Here is a 19,979-nt window from a genome sequence, read left to right on the forward strand (position 1 = left end):
GAGAGAGCGGCGCGGGAGGGGGCCCTCCCGCGCGCGCCGTGCTCGGAGGTCTCAGACGGGCATGCCGTAGGCGGCGCGGACCCGCAGGACGTGCTCGACCAGTGTGATGAGCGTGCCCTTGACGGAGTCGCGGGAGCGCGCGTCGGTGCGCACGATGGGGACGTGCGGGGCGAGCGCCAGGGCCTCGCGCACCTCCTCCTCCGTGTGGAGGAACCTGCCGTCCCAGCCGTTGATGCCGACCACGAAGGGGAGCTTGGCCTCCTCGAAGTAGTCGATCGCCGGGAAGCCGTCGGCCAGCCGCCGGGTGTCGACCAGGACCACCGCGCCGATGGCGCCCTTGACGAGGTCGTCCCACATGAACCAGAACCGGTGCTGGCCCGGCGTGCCGAACAGGTACAGGATCAGTTCCTGGTCCAGCGACAGCCTGCCGAAGTCCATGGCGACCGTGGTCGTCGCCTTGTTCGGGGTGAGGCCGAGGTCGTCGATGCCGGCGCTGGCGTCGGTCATCACCGCCTCCGTGGTCAGCGGCAGGATCTCGGAGACGGCACCCACGAACGTGGTCTTGCCGACGCCGAAGCCACCGGCGACGACGATCTTCGTCGACGTCAGGCCGCCACGGTTAGAGCCTGCGAAGTCCACTGAGAACCCTTTCGAGCATGTTGAGATCCGGTTGTCCCTTGTCGAGGCTCGGCTGGTGGAGGCGGACGAGTCCCTCGTCCGCCATGTCCGCCACCAGCACGCGGGCCACGCCAAGCGGGACCCTCAGCAGCGCCGAGATCTCGGCGACCGACCGGAACGCCCGGCACATCCTGATGATGGCCTCCTGCTCGGGGGTGAGCAGGGCCAGCTCCTCGTCCATGATGAACGAGGAGGAGACCAAGGTCTCGATCGCCATGTGGTAGCGCGGCTCGGCGCGACCGCCGGTGACCGTGTAGGGACGGAACAGGGGTTCCTCGTCCCCACTTCCATCACTCCCGAGCACGGCCCCCTCCAGTGAACCTCATCGTCATCTCCGGGATGCCTGTAGTTCGGCCCGCAGAGCGGGGGTGAGCACCTGACCCGCACGGTCGACCAGCAGGGTCATCTGGTAGGCGACCAGTCCCATGTCACACTCGGGGGAGGCGAGGACGGCGAGCACCGAACCGTCGCTGATCGCCATGACCAGCAGCAGCCCGCGCTCCATCTCGACCACCGTCTGGGTCACGGCCCCGCCCTCGAAGACGCGGGACGCCCCGACGGTGAGGCTGAGCAGGCCCGCCGCGACGGCGGAGAGCTGGTCGGCCCTGTCGTCGGGGAAACCCTCCGAACTGGCCAGCCGCAGCCCGTCCGCCGACACGCACACGGCGTGCGCCACCCCTGGAGTGCCCCGGACGAACTCGGTGATCAGCCAGTCGAACCTGCTTGCCTCGTGGCTCAGGGTCGTCACGAGCCCTCCTCCTTATCCGCCAGGGTCCTGGCGGAGTCCTCGTTGAGTTCGGCCCGTCCCCGCCGTACCCCCTGCTGGAAACTCGACAGGCGGCTGCGGACCCGCTCGGGCGAGAGGGGCGGCATCGGAGTCGACGGTACGGCCGCGGCCGTACCCGGGACCAGGTTGGCCTTCGGGGTGCGCTTGGGCAGGCCCGCGGCGGTGATCCCGCCGAGGGCCGGGTCGCTGGCCGCCTGGGCGGCCCGCCATCCGGCGTCGGCCGCTGCCTCCCAGTTCTCCGGCTCGCGGACGGGTGTCCGCGGCCTGAGCGGTCGTGCGACGGGCTCGGACGCCTGGCCGGGATCGCCGGCCTCGGCCTCCTGTGAGTCGTCACGTGTCTCCGGGCCGGGAAGGGCCTGCCTGACGGCCTGCGACGTCTGGCCGGCCTCCTCCGGTTCCTCGGTCTCATGAGGTTCGTCGGCCGTCTCGCCGTGCCCGGCGGCCGCCTCGGTCCTGCGGAACCAGGCGGACTCGACGGAGGCGAAGATCGGCAGGAACTCCTCCTGCTCGGGTTCGAGCGGGGAGACCCGTACGGCGGGCATCGACGCGGTCGCCGGGTCGTCGTGGGCTTCGAGCGCGTCGTGGGAGCTGTGCCCCCAGGCGGAGAAGCCGCTCGACGGGGCGGGGGCGCCGCTCGCCGCGCCGCCGCCCGTCCCGGGGACCGGCCGCTTGGGCAGCGGGTAGGCCGTGCCGGACGGGGCGCCGAGCGAGCCCGAGGCGATGGGCTGGTCGGCGGGGATGGGGTGCTCGTCGGGGAAGGACACCGAGCTGAAGGGGTCCGCCTGCGGGAACGAGGGATGTCCCTGCCCGAGGGAGGTGTGCCCGAAGGAGGTCCGGCTGAGGGAGGTGCCCGCGAACGAGCTCTGCCCGAAGGAACTCTGCCCGAAGGAGCTCTGGCTCTGCGACTCCCCGCCCCACGACGGGGTCTGGCTCGGCTGGACCGTCTCGACGATGAGCGCGGCGGGGAACAGGACCATGGCGATGAGGCCACCTGACTCCTGCGGGCGCAGCTGGACCCGGACGCCGTGGCGCAGGGCCAGGCGGCCGACCACGAACAGGCCCATCCTCCGGGAGACCGAGACGTCGACCACGGGCGGGTCCGCCAGGCGCCGGTTGGTCTCGATCAGCTCCTCGTTGGTCATGCCGATGCCGGCGTCGCTGACCGCGAGCAGCGCGCCGCCGCCCTCGATCATGCTGCTGGAGACCACGACCTGGCTGGCCCGCGGGGAGAACTGGATGGCGTTCTCCACCAGCTCGGCGATCAGGTGGACGACGTCGTTGGCCGCGCTTCCCGAGACCGAGAGCGTGCGGTGCACCTTGACCTGGACCCGCTCGTAGTCCTCGACCTCCGACAGGGAGGCGCGCACGACGTCGACGAGCTTGGCCGGCTGGCTGCGCCTGCGGGAGGGCTCGTGGCCCGCCAGGACCAGGAGGTTCTCCGAGTTGCGGCGCATGCGGGTGGCCAGGTGGTCGAGCCGGAACAGGTCGGCGAGCCGCCCGCCGTCCTCCTCGCCCTTCTCCAGGCCGTCGATCAGCGAGATCTGCCGTTCGACCAGGGTCTGGGTGCGGCGGGAGAGGTTGACGAACATCGCGCTGATGTTGGAGCGGAGTTCGGACTCCTCGGCGGCCAGCCGTACGGCCTGCTGGTGGACCTCGTCGAAGGCCTTGGCGACCTCTCCGATCTCGTCCTTGGAGTCGACGGAGATCGGGGCGATGTCCGGCGCCCTGGTGTCTCCCGAGACCCGCAGGTTGCGCACGACCTCGGGAAGCTTGAAACCCGCCACGTCCAGTGCCTCGGAGCGCAGACGGCGCAGCGGCAGGACCATCGAGCGGGCGATGAGGACGGTCAGTCCGAGGATCAGCATCAGCAGGAGCAGGATCAGCCCGGAGGCGATGATCGCGTTGCGCTGCTCGGTGTCCTCAAGCTCCCTGGCCCGGGTGATCACGGCCGTGGCGACCTGGGTCTCGACCTTCCCCATCCGGTCGAGGATCGTGGTGTTGTCGGCGAACCACTGCTTGACGGCGGCGAAGTCGGTCAGCAGGCGCCCCTGCGACTGCGAGCCGCTGGCCAGCACGATCGCCCTGGCCTTGGTCAGCTCGGCCCGGTAGACCTTCTCGTCCATCAGGGCCTTGACGAGGAGCTGGCGGTTGGCGCCGCTCGCCTCGATGGTGAAGTCGGCCTTGTACTCCTCCATGCGCGATCTGGAGGCGATGAACTTCTCGATCTCCTGGGCGGTGATCTGCGAGGGGGCGTAGTAGCCCGCGAGCAGACGCGAACGCTGCCGGGAGACCTCCTCCTTGGCGCGGGCCAGCGCGCTGAGCGCCCGGGTGTTGCCGACGATCTCGGGGTCGTCGCTGACCAGGGTGAGTTCCTCGTGCAGCTGCAGCAGCGGGGCGATCATGATGCTGTAGCGCTCTGCCCGGTTCGTCCCGGGCAGCTGCCGCAGCTCGCCCAGGCCCGCGAGCTGGTAGCCCACGTCCCTGGCCGCCTCCGCGGCGCGCTGGCCGTAGCTGTCGTCGATGTTCTGCAGGTCGAGCCTGACCTTGCCGACCAGGGCGTCGACGGTCTTCGCCTGCGCCGCCGCCGCGTCCTGCAGGCCCTGGTTCGAGGGCTGGAAGGCGGCCCAGGCGACACGGTCACGTTCCAAACCGAGGGCCTGCGCCAGTTCTCGCAGCGATCCGGAGTACTCGGCCGCCGAGGCGGTCCGCTGGTATCCGGCCACGCTGTCGATGGAGGCGACCACGCGCGTTCCGGCGAGCACCACGCCCACCACGGTCGGCACGAGGATCAGGGCGGTGAGGCGCGTCCGCACACGCCAGTTCCGCAAACCGAACCGGGCGGCGAAGCGCCTGCCGCGGCTGTGTGCCGCGGTACCGCCGCCCTCGGTTGTCGCCGTCGTCACCGCTCTCGCTCTACCTCTCACCATCACGACATAGGTGGCCCTCATCAGACCACATGGTCACGGGACGCAATCGACAAAGCCGACAAACCGGACGCAATCGTTACGAAGGTGACGAGAGAACGATTTCCTATGGTTATCGCAAGGCGGCAAGCACCTGGTCCCGCACCAGTGCCCGCTGGGCCTCGTCAGTCAGAGGACGCCCGGCTCTATCGACAACGTAGAAGACATCCACCGCCTCTGCGCCGAGAGTCTCTACACGTGCGGCTCGCACGTCAAGACCACAGTCTCCAAAAGCCCCGCCGATTCGCCACAATAGTCCCGGTCGGTCCCGTGCGCGCACCTCCACCACGGTTGCGGTGTTGGACGCGTCGTCAACAATAGTGACCCGTGGTGGCGCGACCGGCACCCGGGGCGGCCGGGCCGAAGCGGCCCTGCGGGCCAGGCGCCGCCCGATGTCGAGCCGTCCGGCGAGAACGAGCCGCAGGTCAGCCTCCAGGGTCGCCGGATCGGGCGGCGAGCCGTACTCGGGGACGACCGCGAACTCGATCACCGCCGTCGCCCCCGCGGAGGCGGCCGAGGCGGCGCGGACGACCATCCGGTGCGCGGCGAGCACCCCTGCCGCGCTCCACAGCAGCCCGGCCCTGTCCGGGGCGACGACGGTGACCGCTCCCCCGTTGACCCGTACGGCGCCGCCACCGTGTCTGGCCAGGGACGTCTGGGCCGCCGAGAGCACCGGGGCCGGTCTGACGGGCGTGCCGGACAGCACCGAGCGCACCCGGCGCACGAGGTCGGCGACCAGGGACGCCTTCCAGGAGTTCCACGCGGCGGGTCCCGTGGCGCGGCCGTCGGCGACGGCGAGCGCGGCCAGCAGCTCCAGGACCTCGCGTGATCCGACCGCCTCGGCCACCCTGGAGATCGTCACCGGGTCGTCGAGGTCGCGGCGGGTCGCGGTCTCCGGCAGCAACAGGTGGTGACGGACCACCCGCTCCAGGGTCTCCACATCTGGCGCGGAGAGTCCCATCCGGGCGCCGATATCCCGAGCCACGACCGCCCCGGTCACCGAGTGGTCCCCGGGCCATCCCTTGCCGAGGTCGTGCAGCAGCGCGGCGACGAGCAACAGGTCGGGCCGGGCCACCTCGCGGGTGAACGACGCCGCCCCCGCGGCCGTCTCGATGAGGTGCCGGTCCACGGTGTGGCGGTGCACGGGGTTGCGCTGCGGGCGGTGCCGTACACGCTCCCAGTCGGGCAGCAGACCGACCACCACGCCCGCCTGGTCCAGCTCCTCCCAGACCGGCACCGCGGCCTGTCCCGCGCCGAGCAGCCCGACCAGGGCGTCGCGCGCCTCGGCGGGCCAGGGTACGGGCAGCGGCGGCGAGTGGGCGGCGAGCGCGCTCACCGTGGCCTGCGCGAGCGGCAGCCCCGCCTCGGCGGCGGCCGCCGCGGCGCGCAGCACGAGCACCGGATCGGCGCGCGGGTCCGCGTCGCGGGCGAGCACGACCTCGCCGCCCTGCTCGACCACGCCGTCGGCGAGCGGGCGGCGCCCCCTGGGCGCGGGGCCGCCGACCAGCCGGTCGACGGCGCGCCAGGTGGCGTCGAAGGCGTGCGTGACGGTCCGCCCCGCCTCCGCGAGAGCGCGCATCAGCACCTCGGCGTCGAGCAGGCCGAGGACGCCCGCGACCGCCTCCTGCTCCTGGAGCACCAGCCGGTCGCTCCCCCGCCCGGTCACCAGGTGCAGGGCGTGCCGGACGTCCAGCAGCAGTTCGTGGGCCTGCCTGACCCTCGGCCCCGGCGCCGAGGCGACCCAGGCCGCGGCGACCGCCTGCATGACCTGCACGTCGCGGATGCCGCCGCGCGCGTCCCTGAGGTCGGGTTCCAGCAGGAAGGCCAGCTCACCGCGGGCCGCCGCCCGCAGGCCCGCGGCCTCACGAAGCTCGGCGAGCCTGCGCCGAGCGTCGGCCCGCCACCCGGCCAGCACGCCCTCCCTGGCCGCCCTGGTCAGCTCCGGGTCGCCCGCGACGTGCCGGGCCTGGATCAGCCCGAGCGCCGCCTTCAGGTCGTCTCCGGCGACCGCGACGGCCTCCCCGACCGTCCGCACCGAGTGGTCCAGGCCCGCGCCCGAGTCCCAGATCGGGTACCAGAGCCGGTCGGCGACGGCCGCCACGTCGTGCCGGCCGTCGTGCAGCAGGACCAGGTCGAGGTCGCTGCCCGGCGCCTGCTCGCCCCTGCCCAGGCTGCCGACCGCGACGAGCGCGATCCCGGACGGCTCGCGTTCCCCGCTCCCCGCGCCGTCCTTCCCGTACGGCGCGCCGCGGGCGCTCCTCAGCAGTCCGGCCAGCCAGCGGTCGACCTCCGCGGTCCGCTCCCTGCGGGCCGCGGCGTAGGAACGCCGGTTCACAACGCCTCTGGGCCGCGTTCCCCGGTGCGGACCCGCACGACCGTGTCCACGGGGACGGACCAGACCTTGCCGTCCCCGATCTTGCCGGTCTGCGCCGCCTTGACGATGACGTCGATGACGTCGTCGGCGTCGTCCTCCTCGGCCAGCACCTCAAGCCGGACCTTGGGCACCAGGTCCACCTGGTACTCCGCGCCCCGGTAGACCTCGGTGTGGCCACGCTGGCGGCCGTACCCGCTGGCCTCACTGACCGTCATGCCCCTGATGCCGAACTGTTCCAGCGCGGCCTTCACGTCGTCGAGCTTGAAGGGCTTGATGACGGCGGTGATGAGTCTCATGCGTCCACCTTCTTCGCGGTGCCACTGGCCGCCGGGGTCCTGACCGTGACGCCGGAGGCGTGCACGGTGCCCAGGTCGTAGCCGGTCTCGGCGTGGGAGGTGATGTCGATTCCGGTGACCTCGTCGTCGGCGCCGATCCTGAACCCCACGGTCCTGTCGATGATCTTGGCGATGACCCAGGTGACGGCGAACGAGTAGGCCGCGACCACGACCGGGCCCAGCAGTTGCAGTCCCAGTTGCCCGAGGCCGCCGCCGTACAGCAGTCCCTTGCCCTGCTGGCCGAGGAGGGGGTAGGCGGCCAGGAAGCCGAGCGAGACCGCGCCGAGCACGCCGCCGACCATGTGGACGCCGACCACGTCGAGTGCGTCGTCGAAGCCGAGGCGGTACTTCAGGCCCACGGCACTGGCGCAGACCGCGCCCGCGACGGCGCCGATGACGACCGCGCCCCAGGGGTCGACGAAACCGCACGCCGGGGTGATCGCGACCAGGCCCGCGACCGCGCCCGAGGCGACGCCCAGGCTGGTCGCGTGGCCGTCGCGCGCCTTCTCCACGACCAGCCAGGCGCCCGCGCCGACGGCGGCGGCGATCTGGGTGTTCATGAACGCCAGCCCCGCGGTCCCGTCGACGGCCAGTTCCGAGCCCGCGTTGAAGCCGAACCAGCCGAACCACAGCAGGCCCGCGCCGAGCAGCACCAGGGGCAGGTTGTGCGGGCGCATCGGCTCCCTGCGCCAGCCGACGCGCCTGCCGAGCACGAGGGTCAGCGCGAGCGCCGCGGCCCCGGCGTTGATGTGGACGACCGTGCCGCCCGCGAAGTCCTCCACGCCCAGGTCGAACAGCCAGCCGCCGCCCCAGACCCAGTGGGCGACCGGGAGGTAGACCACGCTCGCCCAGACCGCGGTGAACAGCACCCACGCGCCGAACCTGGCGCGGTCGGCGACGGCGCCGCTGATCAGGGCGACGGTGATCACCGCGAAGGTGAGCTGGAAGGCGGAGTAGACCAGGCTCGGCATCCCGGTGCCGTCGGCCTTGGTCGCCGTGCCCACCAGGCTCTGCAGCCCCAGGGCGTCCAGCCCGCCGACGAAGGCGTTGACGATCCCGTTGCCGTTCTCGGTGAAGGCCAGTGAGTGCCCGTAGAGCACCCAGGCGACGGTGACGGTGACGATGCTCGCGAACGACATCATCATCATGTTCAGGACGCTCTTGGCCCTGGTCATGCCGCCGTAGAAAAGTGCGAGCCCCGGAGTCATCAGCAACACCAGCGCGGTGGCCGTGAGCATCCAGGCAGTGGTGCCGCTGTCGATCTTCATTCGAAGCGACCCTCCTTACGAATGGCGCGTGCCTGTCTCAGGTCGCAGTGAACGCCTCCGGGCTCCGTCGACCGTGCGCACTGACGATGCGCCCCAGCGTGTTCCCCGGTGGTTTCACGGCGCCGCACGATGTGTTTCGGATCTGTGAAACTCCACGACACGGTGTTTCAGCCACGTTTCGGACAGAGTCCCCGAAGGCCGCGATCCATCCCAAACCAGCCGCCGGACAGGTTGGTTTTCCCACGAAAGGCCACGAAAGAGAATGCCCCGACACATCGCCACAGGCCGGGACGGTGACACCAGCCCCTTACTCACAAAACGGACGAACGTCAGCAAATATCGACAAGATCATCAATAACTGACTACGAACGGGATCGCCGACCTTATCGTGTGTGACGACAGCGGAATACGCGTACGACAGGAGACCTCCCCCTGTGGTGAAACGTGATGATTCACCTTCCTCCCCGCAGAATCCTTCCGAATGGAAGCTTTCCCAGCAGAAGCCAGAAATCGACACCACCGTCCCGCACTCGGCCCGGATCTGGAACTACTGGCTGGGCGGCAAGGACAACTACCCGGTCGACCGCGAGGCCGGCGAGCAGTTCGCCGAGGTCTTCCCCGGTATCGCCGGGCTCGCCCGCGCGTCCCGGCACTTCCTCGCCCGCGCGATCCGGCACCTGGCCGGCGAGGAGGGGATCCGCCAGTTCCTCGACATCGGCACGGGCCTGCCGACCGTCGACAACACCCACGAGGTGGCCCAGCGGGTGGCCCCGGACTCCCGCATCGTCTACGTCGACAACGACCCCCTCGTCCTGGTGCACGCGGGCGCGCTGCTCACCAGCACCCCCCAGGGCATGACCACCTATATCAATGCCGACCTGTACGACCCGGACACGATCCTGGCCGCCGCGGCCAAGACGCTGGACCTCACCCGGCCCGTCGCGCTCGTGCTGATGCAGATCACCGGGCACGTCCGCGACACCGGCGAGGCGCACGCCATCGTGAGACGGCTCATGGACGCCCTGCCCTCGGGCAGCTTCCTCGCCTTCAACGACAGCGTCGACACCAACGCGGAGAACTTCGCGGCCACGCAGCAGTACAACGACAGCGGCGCGGCCCCCTACCACCTGCGCAGCCCGGAGGAACTCGCCGGCTTCTTCGACGGCCTCGACCTCCTGGAACCCGGTGTCGTCCCGATCACACACTGGCGGCCCGAGGTACCTCTCCTCGACCCGGTCGCCGACGTGGACGCGCTGGGCGGCGTCGCCCGTAAGAGGTAGGTCTCCACCACACCTCGCGCGGACCGCGCCGTGACGGTCCGCGGTGGCCTCTCCCGGACACACGGTGACCACCCCGCCCCCGTACGGGATCTCCCGCGCGGGACGGTGGACGGTCGCCGTGCTCCGGTGTTCCCGAGACCGGCGCGCCGCGGTCCGACGTCGGCGACCGTCGCCAGAAAGTGACTGAACATGAACATCGAGACCGTGAAGGACCGGCCCGACGGCCGGACCACGGACGACTCCCCCGCAGGGAGCGGACCCACCGTCCTGCGGATGCTGCTGGGCGTCCGGCTCCGCAGGCTGCGGGAGGTCAGCAACATCAGCCTTGAGGAGGCGGGCGAGACGATCCGGGCCTCGCGCTCCAAGATCAGCCGCCTGGAGCTGGGACGCACCGGCTTCAAGCAGCGCGACGTGGCCGACCTTCTCACCCTCTACGGCCTCACCGACGAGGCGGAACGAGCCACGCTGCTGGCGATGGCCAAACAGGCCAGCCGGCGCGGTTGGTGGCACCCCTACAGCGATCTGGTGCCGAGCTGGTTCGACGCCTATCTCGGTCTGGAACAGGCCGCCGACGTCATCCGCGGTTACGAGGTCCAGCTCATCCCCGAGCTGCTGCAGACCGAGGACTACGCCCGCGCCGCCATCCGGCTCGCCCACCAGGACGCCACGAGCGCCGAGTGCGAACGTCGGGTCGAGCTGCGCATGAGGCGGCAGCGGATCCTGCACCGGCCCAACGCCCCGAGGCTGTGGACCGTCATCGACGAGGCGGCGCTACGCCGTCCGGTCGGCGGCACGGCGGTGATGCGCGCCCAGCTGGAACACCTGGTCGCCGTCACCGGGCTCAACCACGTCACCGTCCAGGTCCTGCCGTTCAGCGCGGGCGGCCACGCCGCGTGCGGCGGGCCCGTCACCATCCTGCGCATGCCCGAGCAGCAGCTTCCCGACGTCGTCTATCTCAGGCAGCTCATCGGGGCCGCCTGCCCCGACAGGCCGAGTGACGTGCAGCGCTTCTGGCACGTCATGAACCAGCTGGTCGTCCAGGCGGAACCGGCGCTCATGACGCGGGACATTCTTCACCGCTTCATCGAGGAACTCCCCGGACGCTGACCCCGGACCCGATCCGGTACGGCTCCCCGAGGCCGTACCGGATCGTAGGGGTTCAGGCCGCCATCGCCATCTTCCGCAGCCTGGCCAGGGCGTCGCGCTCGATGCGGCGGGCGCGGTCACGGCCGATGCCGTAGCGCTCGCCGACCTCGGTCAGCGTGTGCTCACGGCCGTCGATCAGGCCGTAGCGCCAGCGGAGCATCTCACGGGTCTGTCCCTCAAGGCCGGTCAGCCACTCCTCAAGGCGCTCGCGCTCCAGGATGTCCATGGCCTGCTGCTCGGGGTCGGCCCACGTCTCGTCGGCGATCATGTCGCCGAGTTCGGTCTCGTCCTCGTCGCCCACGCCGAGCTGCAGGGAGACCGGGTCGGAGGCCCAGCGGCGCAGCTCGCGCACCCTCTCGATCGGCAGTTCGAGCACCTCGGCCAGGTCGGCGTCCGTCGGCTCCTGGTCGAACTCGGCCAGCATGTCGCGCCTGACACGCATCAGCCTGGTCATCTGCTCGCCCGCGTGGGTCGGCAGCCGCACCGGCCTGGCCTGCTCGTGGATCGCCCTGCCGACGGACTGGCGGATCCACCACGTCGCGTACGTCGAGAACTTGTAACCGCGCCGGTAGTCGAACTTCTCAACCGCCCTGACCAGCCCCAGGTTCCCCTCCTGGACCAGATCGATCAACGGCATTCCACGCCCTGAGTACTTGCGCGCCACCGCCACCACAAGACGTAGGTTGGCCTGAATGAACTCATCCTTGGCCCGCTGCCCGGAAACAGCCAGTCTTTCGAGCTCCTCGTCGGCGGCGTCCGCGATACGCGGTTCCCGCAACCCGCCGTCGAGCAGTTGCTCGGCGAAGAGACCGGCCTCGATCCGCTTGGCGAGCTCGACCTCCTCCTCCGCCGTGAGCAGGGGGACCCTTCCGATCTCAGCCAGGTATGTCCCAAGCAGGTCTCGATCAGAGACGTGCTGATCCTGCGTCCGATTCCCCGTCGGCCTTGCCATCAGATGGCACCTCGTTCCGCCTGCTTATGGCAGGCCCGCGCGCTCAATCGAGACCCCGGGCGCGCGAACATGCCGCTTGCCTCAACAACGCCCGGACCAGGGCAAAGATTCCCCAAAAAAGTACGCCGAGAGAACGGTTTTGGATTTCCTCCTCAAGGAGGATGTCTCAGGACACAGCGCCATGAGGTCCCCCGGTTCCCCGCCCGGGAGGGCTCAAACCACGCCGCGCACCTCGGCGATCACCGCGGCGAGCGCGGCGCCCACGTCTCCCAGGACGTGCCTGCCCTCCTCGACCACCCGGCGGCCCCCTGAGACCACGGAGTGGACGTCCGCGGCCGTCGCGGCGAAGACCGTGATCTCCACGGCGTCCTCCTGGCAGGCCCCCGCGGTGCGGACCGAGTCCAGGCGCACCGAGACCAGGTCCGCCCAGGCCCCCGGCACGAGCATGCCCGCCTCGGGGAATCCCAGCGAGGCGTGCCCCGCGGCGGTCGCGGTCTGGAGCAGCTCGGCGGCCGTCCAGTGGCCGCGCCGTTCGGTGACGAGCCGCTCGCTCAGCTCGACGCCGCGCGCCTCCTCGAACAGGTCGATCACCGCCTGGCTGTCCGAGCCGAGCGTGACGGGCGACCCCGCGTCGAACAGCGCCCTGACAGGGCCGAGGCCGTCGGCCAGGTCCCGTTCGGTCGTCGGGCACGCGCAGACGTGGGCGCGTGACTGCCCGAGCAGCGCGACGTCCACCTCGGACAGATGTACGGCGTGCACGGCCGTGGTGCGGGGTCCCAGGACGTCGTGCTCGGCCAGGAGCTGGACGGGGCTGGCGGTGTAGGCCTCGACGCACGCGGCGTTCTCCTCGCGCCGCTCGGACACGTGGACGTGCAGCGGGACCGCGTGGTGGTGGGAGAAGGCGCCGACCACGGGCATCTGCTCGGCGGGCACCGCGCGCACCGAGTGGAGCGCTGCCCCGACCTCGACGTCGTGTTCCCCCCGGTAGGCCCCCAGCAGTTCCTCCGCCCGGACCGCCCACCGCTCCGAGTCGCCGTCCCCGAAGCGGAGCTGGGCGCCCGTCAGCGGAACGCCGATGCCACCGGCCAGATAGCAGGTGTCCAGCAGCGCGATGCGCAGGCCCGCCCGTCGCGCCGCCTCGACGAGCGCGTGTCCCATCGCGTTCGGATCGCCGTACGGCCCGCCGCCCGGTGAGTGGTGGAGGTAGTGGAACTCCCCCACACAGGTGATCCCGGCCAGCGCCATCTCCGCGAAGACGGCCGTGGCGAGCCTGTGGTGGGAGTCGGGGTCCAGGGTCGCGGCGACGCCGTACATCCGCTCACGCCAGGTCCAGAAGTTGCCCTTCTCCCGCTGTGTCAGCCCGCGCAGCGCCCGGTGGAAGGCGTGGGAGTGCGCGTTGGCCAGCCCCGGCAGGGTCAGCCCGGCCAGCCGTACGGCCCCGGCGGGAGGGACGGCGACGCCGGAGGCAACCTCGGAGATCCGTGAGCCCGTGACCGTGACGAGCACCCCTGAGGCGACCTCGCCCGGTGGCAGCCAGGCCAGCTCACACCAGTAGGCCGTCTCCGGCACGGACGCTCCCCGCCCGGGCGTCCGGGACGCTCCTGGCGAGGACGGGAAGGAGTCTCCCCGCGCTGCGGCGAACACCCTTCATTATGTGAACAGGGTCGTTCACGGGCGCCCCGCACGGCTCACATGAAGGGCAAAAGGGTCGTCCAAGACACCGCTCAGTTGACCGGGCCCGCGCTGGGACGGACGGTGATCTCGGTGACGTGGGCGTCCGGGGTGGCGCTCACCGCGGTGAGCACGACCCGCGCGACCGACTCGGGCGTCAGATATCTGTCCGGCTCGTAGGCCGCGCCCTCCTGCTCGCGGACCCCGCGCTGCATGTCGGTGTCGATCCGCCCGGGATAGACGGAGGTGACCCGCAGGGCGGGCTCCTCAAGGCGGAGCGCGTCGGCGAGGGCCCGCAGCGCGAACTTGCTGGCGGCGTAGGGGCCCCAGTCCGGGTTGGCCCGCAGTCCCGCCCCGGAGTTGATCAGCACGACCCGCCCCTGGGCCGCGCGCAGGGCGGGCAGCAGCAGCCGGGTCAGTTCGGCGACCGCGACCACGTTGAGGTCCAGGGTGCGCCGCCAGACCTCGGCGGGCGTCGTGGCGATCCGCCCCAGGATCGCCATCCCGGCGCTGTGCACCAGCACGTCGAGCCGGTCGATCCCGGCGACGTCGGCCTCGGTGACCGCGGTCAGCTCGATCGGCCAGGGGCGCGAGCCCGGCAGTTCCGCGGACAGCGCGGCGAGCGCCGCGGTGTCCCGGCCACCGAGCAGCAGGTCGTGGGTGGGGGCCAGGGCGCGCGCGACCGCGGCGCCGACCCCCCGCGAGGCTCCGGTCACCAGTGCCAGGGGACGTTCGGACATGTGGATCACCCTACTCGGGGCGGAAGGTGTCCGGCCCGGGACGCTCCAGGGTGAGCGCGTAGACGTCGTGCGGGTAGTCGTGGCCCGTCGGCCGGACCCTGACCTCCCGCTCGTCGGCCTCCAGGATGACGCACCGGTGCCACCTGCCCTCCTGCAGGAACAGCCACGGCTCGCCCAGCACGGAAAGTCCCGAGCGGTGGACCTCCTCGGCCGCCTCCTCGTCCGGGCGGGGCTCCCCCAGCGGATAGCCGAACACGGTCAGCGGCTGCCAGGCGTCCCCCACCGGCCGCAGGTAACCCAGAAGGGCGCCGTCGTCGTCACGTCTGATCTCTCTCACGCCGGGCACCGTAGCCCACGATTGACATCGTATTCAAACTTGAATAAAAAATTGCACATGTCCTCCACTCGTGTTCTACTGCTCGGCGTACTGCTCGACGGCCCTCTCCACGGTTACGAGGTGCGGCGCCGCCTCGAACTCATGGGCACCCAGCACTGGGCCAACGTGGCCTACGGCTCGATCTACCACGGACTCGCCAAGATGGCCGACGAAGGCCTCCTTGAGCGGGTCGAGGAGGGAAAGGGAGGCAAGACCGTCTATGGGATCACCGAGATCGGCCGTGCGGAGTTCGCCCGGCACCTGATGAGCCACTGGTGGGAGATCAAGCCGATCGTGGACCCGTTCCAGGTCGCTCTCACCTTCATGGACCGGCTCTCACCCGCCGACCTGACCTCGGCGATGGAGGCCAGGGCCGCGCAGCTGCGCTTCTCGATCTCCATGACCGAGCGCGCGATCGGCGGCAAGCAGGCCTTCGGCGCCCCCCGGCACATCGACGAGTGCCTGCGGCTCAACATCCTCCAGCTCCAGGCCCAGCTCACCTGGCTCGAAGAGGCCATGGAGAAGGTTCGCGACGGGAAGCTGCCGTGAAAAGGGGTTGAGCCTCACACCGCGAGAGGGTCCAGCCTTTCCCGGGAGGTCGCGCGAGCGCCTCCCCACCCCCAGTCACCCCCGGACACCCGGCGGAACGGAGTGTAATGATCATCGAAGCGCGCGGACTGCGCAAGACCTTCACCAGGCGCGGGCGAGGCGGAAGCGAGCAGGTCGAGGCCGTCAGAGGCATCGACCTGTCGGTCTCCGAGGGCGAGATCTTCGCCGCCCTCGGCCCCAACGGAGCGGGCAAGACCACCACGGTCAGGATGCTCGCCACCTTCACCGCCCCGACCGCGGGAACGGCCACCGTGGCCGGATACGACGTGGTACGGCAGGCGGCCAAGGTCAGGGAGCGGATCGGGTACGTGGGCCAGACGGGCGGGATGGACGACAACGCCCCCGGCCTCGACAGCCTCCTGCTGGCCGCGCGCCTGGCGGGCCACTCCCGCAGGCAGGCGGCCGTCCGGGCCGACGAACTGCTCGCGGCCTTCAGCCTGACCGAGATCGCCCGGCGCCCCCTCAAAACGCTGTCCGGCGGCCAGAAGCGGCGCTTCGCGCTGGCGGTCGGCCTGGTGAACCGGCCGCCGCTGGTCTTCCTCGACGAGCCGACGACCGGCCTCGACCCGCAGAACCGCGCCAACCTGTGGCAGGAGGTGCGCGCCCTGCGCGACCAGGGCACCAGCGTGCTGCTGACCACCCACTACCTGGACGAGGCCGACGCCCTGTGCGACCGGCTCGTCATCATCGACAACGGCCAGGTCGTGGCCGAGGGCACCCCGCAGGGACTCAAGCGGGAGATCTCCGGGGACGTCGTCACCCTCAGGGTCGACGACCGGGCCGCGGCGCTGCCGCTGCTGGCCGCGCAGCCGTACATCAAGGAGACCCAGGAGCGGGACGACGCGCTGCTGGCCTACCTCGACGACGGCGAGCGCAACCTGACGTCACTGCTGCGCGCCCTTGAGGCCGGCGGGCTGGCCATCCGGTCCATCTCCCTCGACCGGGCCACGCTGGACGACGTCTTCCTGCGGCACACGGGGCGTTCCCTGCGTGACGCCGCCTGACGACCACCCCCACCGTCGAAACGTTAGGACCCCCCATGTTCCGGCACACCGCACTGTTCTTCGGCCACGAGCTGCGCGCCATCCTGCGCAATCCGGCCTGGGTGCTGATCGGCATCATGCAGCCCGTGCTCTACCTGCTGTTGTTCGCCCCGCTGCTGACCACGACCACCCGGGGCGGGACGATGGGTGAGGCGCTGCGGATGTTCACCCCCGGCGCGATGATGATGATCGCGCTGTTCGGCTCGCTCTTCACCGGCTTCGCCATGATCAACGAGACCCGCAACGGCGTGCTCGAACGGTTGGCGGTCAGCCAGGCCTGGCGGCCCGCGATCATCCTCGGCCGGGTCGTCAAGGACATGCTCGTGCTCGCCTGCCAGGCGCTGCTGGTGATGGGCGTCGCCGTGCTCATGGGCCTGCGGCTGAGCCCGGCGGCGGCCCTGCTGATGCTGCTGCTCATGGCCACCACCGGCCTGTTCGCCGCCAGTCTCTCCTACGGCCTGGCGCTGGCCATCCGCGACGAGAACGGCCTGTCGCAGATCGTGCAGTTCTTCGCCCTTCCGCTGACCCTGCTGGCCGGGATGCTGCTGCCGGTCTCCCTCGGCCCGCAGTGGATGCAGACCGTCGCGAGGTTCAACCCGCTCTACTACGCGGTCGAGGCCGGGCGCTCGCTGTTCGCCGAGCGCCTGACCGACACCACGATCCCGGTGGCCTTCGCCGTCTTCCTCGTGCTCGGCGCCCTGACCCTCACCTGGTCCGTGCGTTCCCTGCGGAAGCTGGCGGGCTAGCCGTACCCGGCCGGTTCCCGGTGAAGACCCCGGCCCTGTCGATCATCCGCTCGTACTCCTCAAGCCGGGCCTGCGTCCGCAGCGGCGCCGCGTCCGCCATGGCCTCGACCAGCACCATGGCCAGGGCGAGCGGCGCCGTGTGCGCGTCGAACACCAGGCGTTCACCGACCGGGGCGTCCAGGATCACGTCTGCCTCGAACGGCACGTCGCGCCTGTCGGTGATCACCGCGGTCCGCAGGCCCAGCTCCCTGGCCCCGCGCAGGGCCCGTACGGCCTCGGCCGGATAGCGGGGAAGCACCACGGCGACCAGCCAGGCGGCCCCCGCCCTGCGCGCGGCGTCCAGGCCGTCGGCCAGCTCGGAGCCGCCGTGGGTCAGCAGGCGGACGTCGGGGTGGATCCTGCGGGCGAAGTAGGCGAACGTGGTGGCCAGCCCGCTCGAAACCCGCAGCCCGAGAACGGGCAGCGGCTCGCACCCGGCCAGCGCGGCGCCCAGTTCGGCGATGACCGAGGGGTCGGCCAGCCGGTCGCGCACACTCCGCAGGTTCTCGATCTCCGCGTCGATCGCGGTCTGCAGGTCGTTGGCCCGCGACAGGGGCCGCTCGCTCACCACGAACGGCCGCAGCGCCTGCCTCAGCTCGGGATAGCCGGCGAAGCCGAGCGACGTGGCGAACCTGGTCACCGAGGGCTGGCTCACCCCGGCCCGTTCCGCCAGCTCCACGCTGGACAGGAAGACGGCCTCGGCCAGGTGGTCGTTGAGATAGCGCGCGATCCGCCGCTGCACGGGCGAGAGCCTCCGGCCCTCAAGAAGTCGATCGAGTCCTTCCCCCACGTCCCCTCCAACCGCTCGCCCCTCCACCGGCATTCCATCTCCCTCCCGTCCCGGTGTCGTTCATACACCTCACGGAAAGGTGGACATGACGGCGGAGGCGCCATGGCAGGGGTGAACCCATAAAAAAGGGGGCGTCCCAGGCCGCACGCCGGGACGCCCCATCCTTTCCACCACCGCCACATCGGCCTGTGCCCTGCCCTGTCCCGCACGAACCGGACCGGAGGCCGAACCCGGTGAGCGTCCCGAGGGGCGCTCCTGAGCGAAGAAGAGGCTTCGCACAGGGCGGATGCCCGGTTTCCTCCGGCGCCAACCGACGGAGGAGACCGGCGCCCGAACCATCGCCCTCTCCACCACGTAAATTTGCGGGAGCCTTACGAAACCCGGGAGATCAGTTCGACTCCGGCGGCCGTCTCCCTCAGGTCGGCAGCAGGAACTGGGTCGCGGCCAGCTCGCGGTAGAGGTCGTCGTCGTCGAGCAGCTCCCCGTGGGTGCCGATCGCCCGTACGACCCCGCCCTCCATGACCACGATCCGGTCGGCGCTGGTCACCGTGGACAGGCGGTGGGCGATCACCAGCACGGTCGTCTCCTTCGCCACCTCGGCGATCACCTCGCGCAGCCGCATCTCGTTGACCGCGTCGAGCTGGGAGGTCGCCTCGTCGAGCAGGAGCACCCTGGGCCTGCGCAGCAGGGCCCTGGCGATGGCGACCCGCTGACGCTCCCCACCGGAGAGCATGATCCCGCGATGGCCGACCTGGGTCTCCAGACCCTCGGGGAGCCGGGCGACCAGGTCGTCGAGCCTGGTCAGCGAGAGCACCCGCCGGACGTCGGTCTCGTCGACCCCGGGGGCGGCGAAGACGAGGTTCTCCCGCAGCGTGCCGTCCAGCACGGGCGCGTCCTGCTCGACGTAGCCGAGGACGGCCCGCAGCTCGGGCAGCGGCCAGTCCCGCACGTCACGGCCGTCGACGGTGATCGTCCCCGACTGCTGCTCGTAGAAGCGCTCCAGCAGGGCGAAGACCGTGGACTTGCCCGCCCCCGACGGGCCGACCAGGGCGGTCAGGCCGCGCGCCGGGATCTCGAAGGAGACGCCGCCGTGCACGACCGGCCGGTCCTCGCCGTAGCGGAAGACCACGTCCCGGAAGCCCACCCCGGCGGGAGTCGTGCCGGAGACGCCCGCCGGGGTCCCGATCTCCTCCGCGGGGAGTTCCTCGATCTCCCTGATCCGCCTGACCGCGGCCAGGCCGTTCTGCATCTGGGTGAAACCGTGCACGAGCTGGCCGATCGGGGAGACCAGGTAGAAGAGGTAGAGCAGGAAGGCGACCAGCGAGGAGACCGCGAGCGCACCCGAGGCGACCCGCGCGCCGCCGACGCCGAGCACCGCGACGAAGGCGAGCTGGGCGGCCACCCAGGTGGAGATGCCCGCGATCGAGGTCCACCAGGCGACGGCGACCCCCCTGTCACGCGCCTCGCGGGCCGCGGCGTCCACGGTGGCGATCTCGCGTTCCTCCGCGCCGCTGGCCTTGACCGTGCGGAAGGCCTGCAGCACCCGGTCCAGCACCGCGCCCATCTCGCCGACCGCGACCTGCGCCTGGGTGGAGGCGCGCCGGATGCGCGGCATGACCAGGCCGACCAGCGAGCCGACCACGGCCAGGACCACCAGGGTGACCACCAGCAGCAGCCCGTCCATGACCGCCATCATCACGATGGCGCCGACCAGCATGAACAGCGCGCTGACCATCTCGACGACGCCCTCGGTGAACACCGCGCGCAGCAGTGTGGTGTCCGAGGTCACCCGGGACAGCAGGTCGCCCGGTTTGAGACGGTCGACCTCGGAGACCCGCAACCTGAGGATGCGTCCGACCAGGCCCCGCCTGGCGGCGAAGACCACTCCCTCCCCCATGCGTTCGAGCACGTATCTGCCCAGCGCGCCGACGACCGCGCCCACGACGACCGCGACCGTCAGGCCGAGCACCGGCCCGGCCAGGGACCGGTTCGCGCCGAAGGCGTCGATGACCGTCTTGGCGAGCAGGGGCATGGCCAGGCCGGCGAGCGAGCCGACCAGGCTGAGCGCGCCGCCGAGCAGCAGGGCGGAACGGTGTGGCCTGATGTAGGCGAACAGCGGGCGCCACGACGCGGTCTCTGACAATTCCCGTCTCCTTTGAGATGACATGACCGGCCCCCGACC

General features: G+C 71.1%; 18 protein-coding genes. 5 read left to right on the top strand and 13 right to left on the bottom strand.

Translation table 11 applies throughout. The features are described from left to right. Window positions 1-51: 51 nt before the first annotated feature. The 7 genes from ACIBVQ_RS05940 to ACIBVQ_RS05970 all read right to left on the bottom strand — a co-directional run bounded on the left by ACIBVQ_RS05940 (window position 52) and on the right by ACIBVQ_RS05970 (window position 8,405). Window positions 52-639: an ATP/GTP-binding protein gene (locus tag ACIBVQ_RS05940; RefSeq protein ID WP_352009559.1), complete on the bottom strand. Its 588-nt coding sequence runs from the start codon at window positions 637-639 to the stop codon at window positions 52-54. Further along, window positions 620-982, bottom strand: a complete 363-nt coding sequence (locus tag ACIBVQ_RS05945) for a DUF742 domain-containing protein (RefSeq protein ID WP_352009560.1) — start codon at window positions 980-982, stop codon at window positions 620-622. Before ACIBVQ_RS05945 ends, ACIBVQ_RS05940 begins: the two co-directional genes overlap by 20 nt. A 24-nt stretch (window positions 983-1,006) precedes the next feature. Then, a complete protein-coding gene (locus ACIBVQ_RS05950; protein WP_352009561.1) occupies window positions 1,007-1,426 on the bottom strand; it encodes a roadblock/LC7 domain-containing protein in 420 nt (139 codons plus the stop codon). After that, entirely contained in the window at window positions 1,423-4,368 is a 2,946-nt protein-coding gene (locus ACIBVQ_RS05955) for a nitrate- and nitrite sensing domain-containing protein (RefSeq protein ID WP_399175933.1), read from the bottom strand. The genes ACIBVQ_RS05950 and ACIBVQ_RS05955 overlap by 4 nt, the downstream gene beginning before the upstream one ends. Before the next feature lie 133 nt (window positions 4,369-4,501). Beyond that, complete coding sequence (locus ACIBVQ_RS05960) at window positions 4,502-6,763, bottom strand: [protein-PII] uridylyltransferase (RefSeq protein WP_352009563.1); 2,262 nt, start codon at window positions 6,761-6,763, stop codon at window positions 4,502-4,504. Next, window positions 6,760-7,098: a P-II family nitrogen regulator gene (locus tag ACIBVQ_RS05965; protein ID WP_399175935.1), complete on the bottom strand. Its 339-nt coding sequence runs from the start codon at window positions 7,096-7,098 to the stop codon at window positions 6,760-6,762. Before ACIBVQ_RS05965 ends, ACIBVQ_RS05960 begins: the two co-directional genes overlap by 4 nt. Next, window positions 7,095-8,405 (bottom strand): ammonium transporter, encoded by a 1,311-nt coding sequence (locus tag ACIBVQ_RS05970; RefSeq protein WP_399175937.1) that lies wholly within the window; start codon window positions 8,403-8,405, stop codon window positions 7,095-7,097. Before ACIBVQ_RS05970 ends, ACIBVQ_RS05965 begins: the two co-directional genes overlap by 4 nt. Before the next feature lie 437 nt (window positions 8,406-8,842). Here ACIBVQ_RS05970 and ACIBVQ_RS05975 point away from each other — a divergent pair, with 437 nt between their 5' ends. Together ACIBVQ_RS05975 and ACIBVQ_RS05980 are read left to right on the top strand one after the other, a co-directional pair. Further along, window positions 8,843-9,685, top strand: a complete 843-nt coding sequence (locus tag ACIBVQ_RS05975) for an SAM-dependent methyltransferase (protein WP_352009565.1) — start codon at window positions 8,843-8,845, stop codon at window positions 9,683-9,685. Window positions 9,686-9,874: 189 nt separating this feature from the next. Continuing rightward, the gene (locus ACIBVQ_RS05980) at window positions 9,875-10,792 is read left to right on the top strand and encodes a helix-turn-helix transcriptional regulator (protein WP_362776985.1); all 918 of its coding nucleotides are present in this window, start codon (window positions 9,875-9,877) and stop codon (window positions 10,790-10,792) included. A 52-nt stretch (window positions 10,793-10,844) separates the two neighbouring features. Here the strand turns inward: ACIBVQ_RS05980 and ACIBVQ_RS05985 are convergent, their stop codons facing one another. The 4 genes from ACIBVQ_RS05985 to ACIBVQ_RS06000 all read right to left on the bottom strand — a co-directional run bounded on the left by ACIBVQ_RS05985 (window position 10,845) and on the right by ACIBVQ_RS06000 (window position 14,531). Further along, window positions 10,845-11,783 (bottom strand): sigma-70 family RNA polymerase sigma factor, encoded by a 939-nt coding sequence (locus ACIBVQ_RS05985; protein WP_352009567.1) that lies wholly within the window; start codon window positions 11,781-11,783, stop codon window positions 10,845-10,847. A 213-nt stretch (window positions 11,784-11,996) separates the two neighbouring features. Then, window positions 11,997-13,352: a formimidoylglutamate deiminase gene (locus ACIBVQ_RS05990; protein ID WP_352009568.1), complete on the bottom strand. Its 1,356-nt coding sequence runs from the start codon at window positions 13,350-13,352 to the stop codon at window positions 11,997-11,999. Between the two features lie 155 nt (window positions 13,353-13,507). Then, window positions 13,508-14,194: an SDR family oxidoreductase gene (locus tag ACIBVQ_RS05995; RefSeq protein WP_399175940.1), complete on the bottom strand. Its 687-nt coding sequence runs from the start codon at window positions 14,192-14,194 to the stop codon at window positions 13,508-13,510. Window positions 14,195-14,204: 10 nt separating this feature from the next. Continuing rightward, complete coding sequence (locus ACIBVQ_RS06000) at window positions 14,205-14,531, bottom strand: hypothetical protein (RefSeq protein WP_352009570.1); 327 nt, start codon at window positions 14,529-14,531, stop codon at window positions 14,205-14,207. Between the two features lie 57 nt (window positions 14,532-14,588). Between ACIBVQ_RS06000 and ACIBVQ_RS06005 the strand changes: the two genes are divergently transcribed. The 3 genes from ACIBVQ_RS06005 (at window position 14,589) to ACIBVQ_RS06015 (ending at window position 16,968) form a co-directional block, all read left to right on the top strand. Beyond that, window positions 14,589-15,119, top strand: coding sequence for a PadR family transcriptional regulator (locus tag ACIBVQ_RS06005; RefSeq protein ID WP_352009571.1), 531 nt, complete (start codon window positions 14,589-14,591; stop codon window positions 15,117-15,119). A gap of 107 nt (window positions 15,120-15,226) precedes the next feature. Further along, window positions 15,227-16,183, top strand: a complete 957-nt coding sequence (locus tag ACIBVQ_RS06010) for an ATP-binding cassette domain-containing protein (RefSeq protein WP_386192914.1) — start codon at window positions 15,227-15,229, stop codon at window positions 16,181-16,183. Between the two features lie 35 nt (window positions 16,184-16,218). Continuing rightward, a complete protein-coding gene (locus ACIBVQ_RS06015) occupies window positions 16,219-16,968 on the top strand; it encodes an ABC transporter permease (protein ID WP_352009573.1) in 750 nt (249 codons plus the stop codon). On the opposite strand, the gene ACIBVQ_RS06020 is transcribed toward ACIBVQ_RS06015, so the two are convergent. Next, window positions 16,928-17,749: a MurR/RpiR family transcriptional regulator gene (locus tag ACIBVQ_RS06020; protein WP_362776997.1), complete on the bottom strand. Its 822-nt coding sequence runs from the start codon at window positions 17,747-17,749 to the stop codon at window positions 16,928-16,930. The two genes, ACIBVQ_RS06015 and ACIBVQ_RS06020, sit on opposite strands and share 41 nt — an antisense overlap. A gap of 463 nt (window positions 17,750-18,212) precedes the next feature. Next, window positions 18,213-19,964, bottom strand: a complete 1,752-nt coding sequence (locus tag ACIBVQ_RS06025) for an ABC transporter ATP-binding protein (RefSeq protein ID WP_399175943.1) — start codon at window positions 19,962-19,964, stop codon at window positions 18,213-18,215. Between the last annotated feature and the right edge of the window lie 15 nt (window positions 19,965-19,979).

Origin of the sequence: Streptosporangium sp. NPDC049376, from assembly GCF_044466505.1 — a bacterium.
Classification (GTDB): domain Bacteria; phylum Actinomycetota; class Actinomycetes; order Streptosporangiales; family Streptosporangiaceae; genus Streptosporangium.